This window comes from Dyella sp. SYSU CM1112 (assembly GCF_058216415.1).
Window position 1 is genome coordinate 1 of record NZ_JBZEGI010000029.1, and the last position, 7,689, is coordinate 7,689.

At 60.0% G+C, this 7,689-nt stretch carries 8 protein-coding genes; all 8 read right to left on the reverse strand.

Features of this window, described 5'->3' with window-relative positions; genetic code table 11:
* Positions 1 to 1,275, reverse strand: a 1,275-nt coding sequence (locus AC4HNJ_RS21305) for a hypothetical protein (RefSeq protein WP_490481630.1), incomplete at its 3' end; no start/stop codon positions are given.
* A 25-nt stretch (positions 1,276 to 1,300) separates the two neighbouring features.
* Complete coding sequence (locus AC4HNJ_RS21310) at positions 1,301 to 2,491, reverse strand: hypothetical protein (protein WP_490481631.1); 1,191 nt, start codon at positions 2,489 to 2,491, stop codon at positions 1,301 to 1,303.
* 2 nt (positions 2,492 to 2,493) lie between these two features.
* Entirely contained in the window at positions 2,494 to 2,754 is a 261-nt protein-coding gene (locus tag AC4HNJ_RS21315; protein ID WP_490481632.1) for a PAAR domain-containing protein, read from the reverse strand.
* 73 nt (positions 2,755 to 2,827) lie between these two features.
* Entirely contained in the window at positions 2,828 to 3,619 is a 792-nt protein-coding gene (locus AC4HNJ_RS21320) for a PoNi-like cognate immunity protein (protein ID WP_490481633.1), read from the reverse strand.
* A gap of 41 nt (positions 3,620 to 3,660) precedes the next feature.
* The gene (locus AC4HNJ_RS21325; RefSeq protein WP_490481634.1) at positions 3,661 to 4,086 is read right to left on the reverse strand and encodes a hypothetical protein; all 426 of its coding nucleotides are present in this window, start codon (positions 4,084 to 4,086) and stop codon (positions 3,661 to 3,663) included.
* 61 nt (positions 4,087 to 4,147) lie between these two features.
* A complete protein-coding gene (locus AC4HNJ_RS21330; protein WP_490481635.1) occupies positions 4,148 to 5,137 on the reverse strand; it encodes a PoNi-like cognate immunity protein in 990 nt (329 codons plus the stop codon).
* Between the two features lie 38 nt (positions 5,138 to 5,175).
* The gene (locus AC4HNJ_RS21335) at positions 5,176 to 6,633 is read right to left on the reverse strand and encodes a hypothetical protein (RefSeq protein ID WP_490481636.1); all 1,458 of its coding nucleotides are present in this window, start codon (positions 6,631 to 6,633) and stop codon (positions 5,176 to 5,178) included.
* A gap of 1 nt (position 6,634) precedes the next feature.
* Positions 6,635 to 7,689 (reverse strand): DUF2345 domain-containing protein (locus tag AC4HNJ_RS21340; protein WP_490481637.1); only part of this gene is annotated, 1,055 nt, incomplete at its 5' end.

Sequence of the window (7,689 nt, forward strand, 5' to 3'; positions counted from 1 at the left end):
CTGCTGCACGCGGGTTTCGTACACGGCGATGCGCTGTTGCAAGGCAAGCAGCGCGCGCAACTGCGCGGCATCGTCGCCCTGGCCCAGCGTGCGAACCACCGCTTGCGTGTGCTGCAGGTCGCGGGCGTTGGTGGTGGCAGAGATCAGCATGCCGGCGGTCCACAGGCCGAGCAGGGCGAATCCGACGACGGCACACAGGGTGATGGGATGCGTGAGCAGACGACGGACATGCTGGTGGCGCGCATGTTGTGTGATGGTTTGCCAAACAGAAAGGCAAGGCGTCATCGCTTCTTCGGGATGCGATGCAGGGGAGGCCGACGCCGATGCGTCGTTCGGCTTGGAGGCATGACCGGTAAGAAAGTCGAAGAACACAGCGCGCAACGGAAGATGCCGCGCCTGCAGTCCGGCGATCCAATGCGCCAGCGGCCCACTACGTGTATCCAATCGTTCCGACAGACATGCTGCGTGATCGTCGGTGATGTCCGCTTCCAGCCGACGGATACCTTGCTGGGCCAGTACATCGCGCAGATGCAGCAAGCTGGCCTCGATGGCATCGGCCGATGCGCGGGAATCAAGTTCGCAACCGTGTGCAGGTGCCCGGGGATGGTCACGGCCGTTTTCTTTCGTGGCCAGATCCAGCACGTACACCGGCGCAGACACATGGAGCGTGTGCGCCACATGCTCAAGCCGGATGCCATAGGCCGGTGCGCCATGGCTGGCGTGAAGCGTGTCGTCGGTTTTATTCAATAGCATCACGACGCCATCCACCGGCCGGCGGCGGCGTAGCCGGTACAACTGCTGCAGCCAGGCGCGGTCGATCAATCCGCGCGCATCCGCGGCATGCCAGAGCAATGCCGTCTCGCTGGTGAGCAGATAACCTTGTTCGTGGAGCTGAGGCAGCAGCACCTTGATGGCGTTGTCGTTGCCTGTGACCAGCAGCCAGGTGCGGGCATAACGCCAACGCAGGCCGTAGACAGCTTTTAATTGCTGAGACAAAGCAGCAAAAACAGCATGCCCTTGATTCGCTGGTTGACCGTTCTCTGAAAGCATCGTCGGGCTGAGCTTTTCCCGTTCGATGACATCCTGCGCTTTCCGCTCAGTCAAATAGCGCTCCGGGCCGGTTGCCATGGCAAGCAGCACTAACGCTATGCACGCCGACACGACGGCGAAACGGTGTGTGGACAACCAATCCAGCGTCACCGCACGGTCAGCGCTCGCACTGAAATAAAGCATCTCCGCTGCAGCGGCGAATGCCGCCAACAACGTCAAAAGCACTCCCCACCGAATCCTGTTCTTCACGTCACGACCGTCCTTGGCTTGTCACCATGCATAGAATCATCGATGGATCATCGCTGGAGACAGCGAGCTGCGGACCGGGCCGGCAAGATGCCGCTTGAACAGCGAGACCCAGGGCAATCCATCCACTCAACGGACCTGGGAGTCCCAAGCCGTCATCCATCTTGTGTTCGCACCACAGGCGAACGTTTTGGCCGGCATTATGGGCCGAGTACGCCATTGCGGCCTTCAGGTGACCCTGCATGGCGCTATCTAACGACGTGTGCCAGACATCCCCAATCGCCTTTGCGTTTCCGCCTTGCGTCCGATACAGATGGTCCACGTCCTCCGACAAGGTTTCCAACCCCGTGCTCATGGGCCGGTACACACGCACACTTCCCGATGGGTTGGCGGCTGATTTTCCCGCACTCTGAAACAACAGTGCCACGGCAGCTTCGCTGAATGCCGGCGCATGAGGATCGGCGGCGCGCTGCGCTGCAAGCAGCAGCAGGGGCGTCTTGGACGTGTCGTCCATCCAACCATCCAGTTCGCTCAAGCCGGCATTGGGATGAACTGTCACTGTCGGCACAAAAGCGACGGTATGCTTCGCCCATGCCGACATCCAGAGGCGACTCACATCCGTATCGGTGGACTGCAGGGCCTGGAATGTTTCCGTATCCAACAGCACGTGGACATCCAGCGTGCCGCGAAGCGCTTGAAGGTCTGGCGCCAGCGTATCGGCCACCTTGTTGAACCAGGAGCTGATCCATGATTTGGCAGTGGGGATTGGCGTCCAGTTCAAGCTCAACGCGCGCCCTATCTGCACAGGCAGCGATGTGGGCGCATCGAACCACATCTGAATATCGTTGGCGACGGGCAGGGCTGTCCAGGCTTTCGTCACGATTCGATAGCGCTGGCCCCATGTGGCCCATTCCTGTTCCAGTCGATCCGCACACCGGTTCCAGGTTTCCTTTCGCTCATGCTCGCGATCCTGGATATTCAAGCGCAAGCCGAACACGATTGCGAAAGCCACCATCGGCGTGCCAAGCATCAGCAGCCAGAAATCCAGCGTCTGGGTGGAGGGCATGTGCGAAGCATGGCGCAACACCAGCACCATGTTGACCAGCAGCAAGCCCATAAAGAACAAGGCCCAGCGATGCCATCGAATCGGCGCGGGTTCCGGATAAAGAGGAAGTGTGCGAATTGGCCAAGGCATGTTTAGTTGACCAACATCGATGTTTGCGAAGCCCGGACACGACATCCGCATGCCACCTGAGATCCGTCCACGGCCAATGCCTTGCCTTCCCAAATCATGGTCGCATCCCCTTCGACAATAGGATAGACGCCACCATGCAAGCGGCAACAAACCAGATCACCGACACGCGCCGCGTGCTTGCCATGCTCGATCAATGTTGCAGTCGCCGTCATGACATAACCGTCATGATCTGTCGCGTCATCCTGATATACCAATCCTTTCATCGTGCCTGTCTTCCTGATGCAGGGAACAGATAAAGCGAAACCTCGCATTATCCGTGGGGTGAATATGCTGGGGTTATTCATGCACGCGCGTCGGCCCGCCATCGTCACGCGCCAATGTTGCCGTGCGTAGTACCAGATCCTTGGGGTAATACAGCAGGTCGCGATACGGCGTGTCGTCGATGCCCCAGGCCAGCGTCACCAACCCCGCCTCGAAGGCCCAATAGCCGAAGAAGAAGCCCTGCAAATTCTGGTGACTGTTATACCAATAGCAATCCTTCATGCCGCGATACCAGTGTTTCAGGTACGCGGTCATCGCTTGCTGCTGTTCGGTGCCATGCGTTTGGGTGGCGCGCAGCAGATCCGCGTAAGGCTTCTCGTGCATCAGCGCCTCGCCCGGCAGGGTGACGTTGCAACGTGCGAACAGGCGGCTCACCAACACATCCTGGCCATCATCGGGATCGAGGCTGATCCATGCGGCGATTTGTGGAATGTAGTCTTTCAAACCCAGGAGCACGGCGAGCGATAACAGCCACATGACGTACTGATAGGCATCGGGTTCCCAGAGCCGGAGTTTGGTCCGCTTCGGATATTCGATGAAACGTACGTTAAGTGCGTCGAAGGCGCGAATCGCGTACGGCCTGAGCGAGGCGACCTCTTCGCCTGCTGAATAACGGGCAATCAAGATTTTCAGCGAATGACTGGCGCGATCCCAAGCCAGCCCGCCTTTATGATCTTCCGTTTTCGTCGGATCGGCTAACAGTTGTTCCAGCCGGATTAAACGGTTTTCGTAGAACTCTGTCGCCTCCCGATAATGGCTTTCAGGAAGCAGCGGATCGCGCTTGGTCTTATCGAACGATGCGTTCATCGCAGTCTCATTTATTTGTATTAGCTCTAATCGTATCGCGCTCAGTTCACCGGCACTTCAATCATCTTGCCGGTGACGTCGCGTAGTGCATTACCGTCATGGCCGAGCTTGATAATCCGGGTTACGCGGCCTGTCTCATTCACGCCCATCAGCCAAGCTTCATAGCTATGTTCCCTCACGACTTCGGCTTTCTCACGGCCTACCGCTGCGTCAAGCCTGTCGCGAATCCAATCCTCACTCATCTGCTTGCCCGCCCCCTTAGTCATCGACAAGTCCTTGTCGCTGACTGTCGCGCCACCACGATACTTCGTCTCCGTAATCACATACTCCGGCGGTTGCTTCTCCGGCGGCACCGCATACACCCCATCGATGCCGCGCCCGATCGGCTGGTCTTCCAACGAACGCACGCGCCGCTGTGGCGACATCATCGCGGCATAGCCGCGCTCTTCCATGAAATCGTCGCTCACCCGTTCGCTTTCCACGTCGCATCAACATTCGTTGAGATGGCCGATGTGTTCGATAGGCCTGCTATGCCACGCGCGTCGGCCCGCCATCGTCACGCGCCAGGACGATCCAGGTCACCGGCCTTTCCTGGCCGTCGCCGTCGAGAACCGCCGGAAAAAGCTCGCCCTCGCGGAAGAAGCGTTCCTGCGCAAGACCGCCAGGACCGCCCAGCACGCCCCAACGGCCAGCGTGCGGGCATCGTTCGCCGGTGCGGCATGCGATATGCGGCGCTTCGTTTTTTTCCGGCGGTTCGCGCCGTTGCTGGCGTGCATAATCGACCAGATCCTTGGGGTAATACAGCAGGTCGCGATACGGCGTGTCGTCGATGCCCCAGGCCAGCGTCACCAACCCCGCCTCGAAGGCCCAATAGCCGAAGAAGAAGCCCTGCAAATTCTGGTGACTGTTATACCAATAGCAATCCTTCATGCCGCGATACCAGTGTTTCAGGTACGCGGTCATCGCTTGCTGCTGTTCGGTGCCATGCGTTTGGGTGGCGCGCAGCAGATCCGCGTAAGGCTTCTCGTGCATCAGCGCCTCGCCCGGCAGGGTGACGTTGCAACGTGCGAACAGGCGGCTCACCAACACATCCTGGCCATCATCGGGATCGAGGCTGATCCATGCGGCGATTTGTGGAATGTAGTCTTTCAAACCCAGGAGCACGGCGAGCGATAACAGCCACATGACGTACTGAATCGAATCAGGTTCCCATAATTTGAATTTTCTGCCGGTGCGTTCGCGGTAAAGCTTGTGCAATTCGAAGGCGCGCACAGCATATGGCTGAAGTGACGCAACATCATTTCCCGCCGAATAATGCGCGATCAGGATTTCGAGCGCACTGTTGGCGCGAGACCATGCCAGCCTCCTTCTTCGTGCATCGTCTTCTTTGTCCGTACTGGCCAATATCTGATCGGTTTCCGCGTCAACCAACCTATTCTCATAGAATCCCATCGTGTCCCGGTAATGGCCTTCGGGAAGCAACGGTTCGCGCTTCATGTTGTCGAACATATCGTTCATAACTGCCTCAATGATCCACATCCGTTAACGGCATACATTCAATCCACTGGCACTTTGACTGGCTTGCCGGTGACGTCAAGCAACGCATTAGCATCTGCATCGAGCTTGGTAATGTCCACTACCTTGCCGGACTCGCTTACAACCATTAGCCATTTTTCAACATGTCGTGATTCTTCAATTTTAGCCGCGTTCTCTTTTCCTACTGCGTAGCGAAGCCGACCACCAACCCACTCATCATCCATCTGCCTTGTACCGTCTTTCAGTTTCGGCAACTGGCGAGAACCGTAACTGCCACCCGTCCGATACTTCGTCTCCGTAATCACATACTCCGGCGGTTGCAGTGCCGGCGGTACCGCATACACCCCATCGATGCCGCGCCCGATCGGCTGGTCTTCCAACGAACGCACGCGCCGGTGTGGCGACATCATCGCGGCATAGCCGCGCTCTTCCATGAAATCGTCGCTCACCAGTTCGCCGTAGATGCCCTTGCGGCTGCGGCTCAAGGCGCGCGGATCGACGTCTTCCCAGTCGCGATGCACATTCGCGCCTACCGGTTGGTCCAACGGCGAGGATGGCAGCGCCGCCGCCGACCCATCGCCACCCGGTGCGGCAACACCTGCGCCTTGTCCGTCGCCCTGTGCCGCTTGCATCAGGACATGCGGCGGCTCGCCAACGCCGGAGCTGATGCGCAGTTTGCCGGTAGCGGCCACTTCCGGCTTCACCGCCCGCACGCCGGCATAGGCGGGATGCCATACGACCGGCAGGTCCTGCTTGAGCAGGCGCTGCAAGGCAGCGTCCAGTTGCGCCAGCGCATGCGGTATTTCCTGCGCGCAGCGCGTTTGCACTGCATAGAACTGCTGTTCCATCTCGTCCAGGCGTGTCAGCAATGTTTTTACGCGGTCGAAGCTTGGCAGCGCTGCCAGTTCGCCGCGCAATCTCGCCAGCAGGTTGCGCATGCCGCGCAGGAAGGCGGTGAGCTTGTCCACCAGCGGCTGCTCGCACGCGGCAAAGCGCACTTGGCGCAACAAGGTGAGTACGTCGCCTTTCACGAACGTGCCGAGAAAGCTCACCACCGATTTCAGCTCGCCATCCGCTTCCCTGATCAGCACCAGGCACAGCGCACGCAGGAAGGCGGCGGCTTCGTCGCCCACCAGGAATCCCACCGCCGTGCCCGCCAGGGTTGCCGCCGAGCCCACCGCCGCGCAGATAACCGGACCAAACACGCCGATGGCACAGGCGATCAGCAATGCCCATTCCTGCCATGCGGGTGAGGCGGCATCGTCCGGCGAGGCTTCGCCGCGGTAGCGTTGTCCCAACCGCAAGCACACGGCCGCCAGGTCGCGCGCGCTGGTGACCACCACCACGCCGGGCACGAAGCTGAGCATCATGTCCGTCACCACCACCGACAGCGGGCGGTTTTCCTGGAACTCGCCCAGCGCCAGCGATTTGAGCCATTGATACCCGCCGCCCACGCGGTTCCATACATCGTCCAGCATGTTATTGATCCGCAGCCATGCCGATGGCCTGTTCCATCACCTGCGCAACGTCGCCATCGCCCTCTAGCGAAACAGCCGACTGATGCGGCGTGGGATCGTCCAGATAGCGCACGTGGGCAAGCGAGCCCGCTGGCAGATGGCGGATACGTGCATAGCCATCCGTGTCAAGTACGCCGTGCCGGGCCGAGCCATCGGCCAGGGTGACAACGTAACGACATCCCGACGCGGTAGTGCCATTCGGGTAGACACGGCGAAATTCCATATCCGTCGAACTGGGCGCCGCGCGCGGCATGGCAGGTGGCGTGACGCGCAAGGTGTCGGCGGCATCCTTCAGGACGGTGATGGTCTTGATGACGAGATCGCCTTTACCACCACACGTCAGCTTTCCATCGGCAAGCGTAATGAACATGCCGCCTGCCACCAATTCGATGCCATGAGGTGCTTCGATACGAACCTTCCCTTCAAGACTGGTGATGCGGACGTCTTTTGCGGCGGCAAGGTCGATGGCCTCGTTTTGCGATTGCACCCGCATGGGGCCTTGGTGAGCGGTCAGCTGCATGCTGTCTTGTGCAAACAGGCTGACGTGCTGGGCCGCGGCGACATGCACGTTGCCCATGGCGTTGACATCGGCATCCTTGCCCGCGGCGCAGATGATGTTTTCGCCCGCGCTGTGCAAGATGGTATTGGGCGACACGACCGCGACGGAGGCGTTGGCCATCAGCAGCATCACCGCCTGCTTGAGTTCCTTGATCTCGTTCTGCAGGACGTTGTTCACGGCTTCGACGTCCGCCGCCTTGGCTTCCGCGGCCGCGGCCCGCCGGGTCATCTCCGCGATCTGGTTGCGCGTGGCCTCCAACTGCGCCAGCCCTTCGCGCATCTCCATCTGCGGACCGTTGGCGCGCGGCTGGTCGTGGGTGGAGAGCAGCAGCGCCTTGCCGCTACGGATCGCACCGTAGGCGCCGGTACGCAACTCAAACCCTTCACCGCGTTGCGGATGCCGGCCATCCACCCAGGTGTCGCCGACAATATTGCCCATCGTGAACCGGGTGAGGTCGG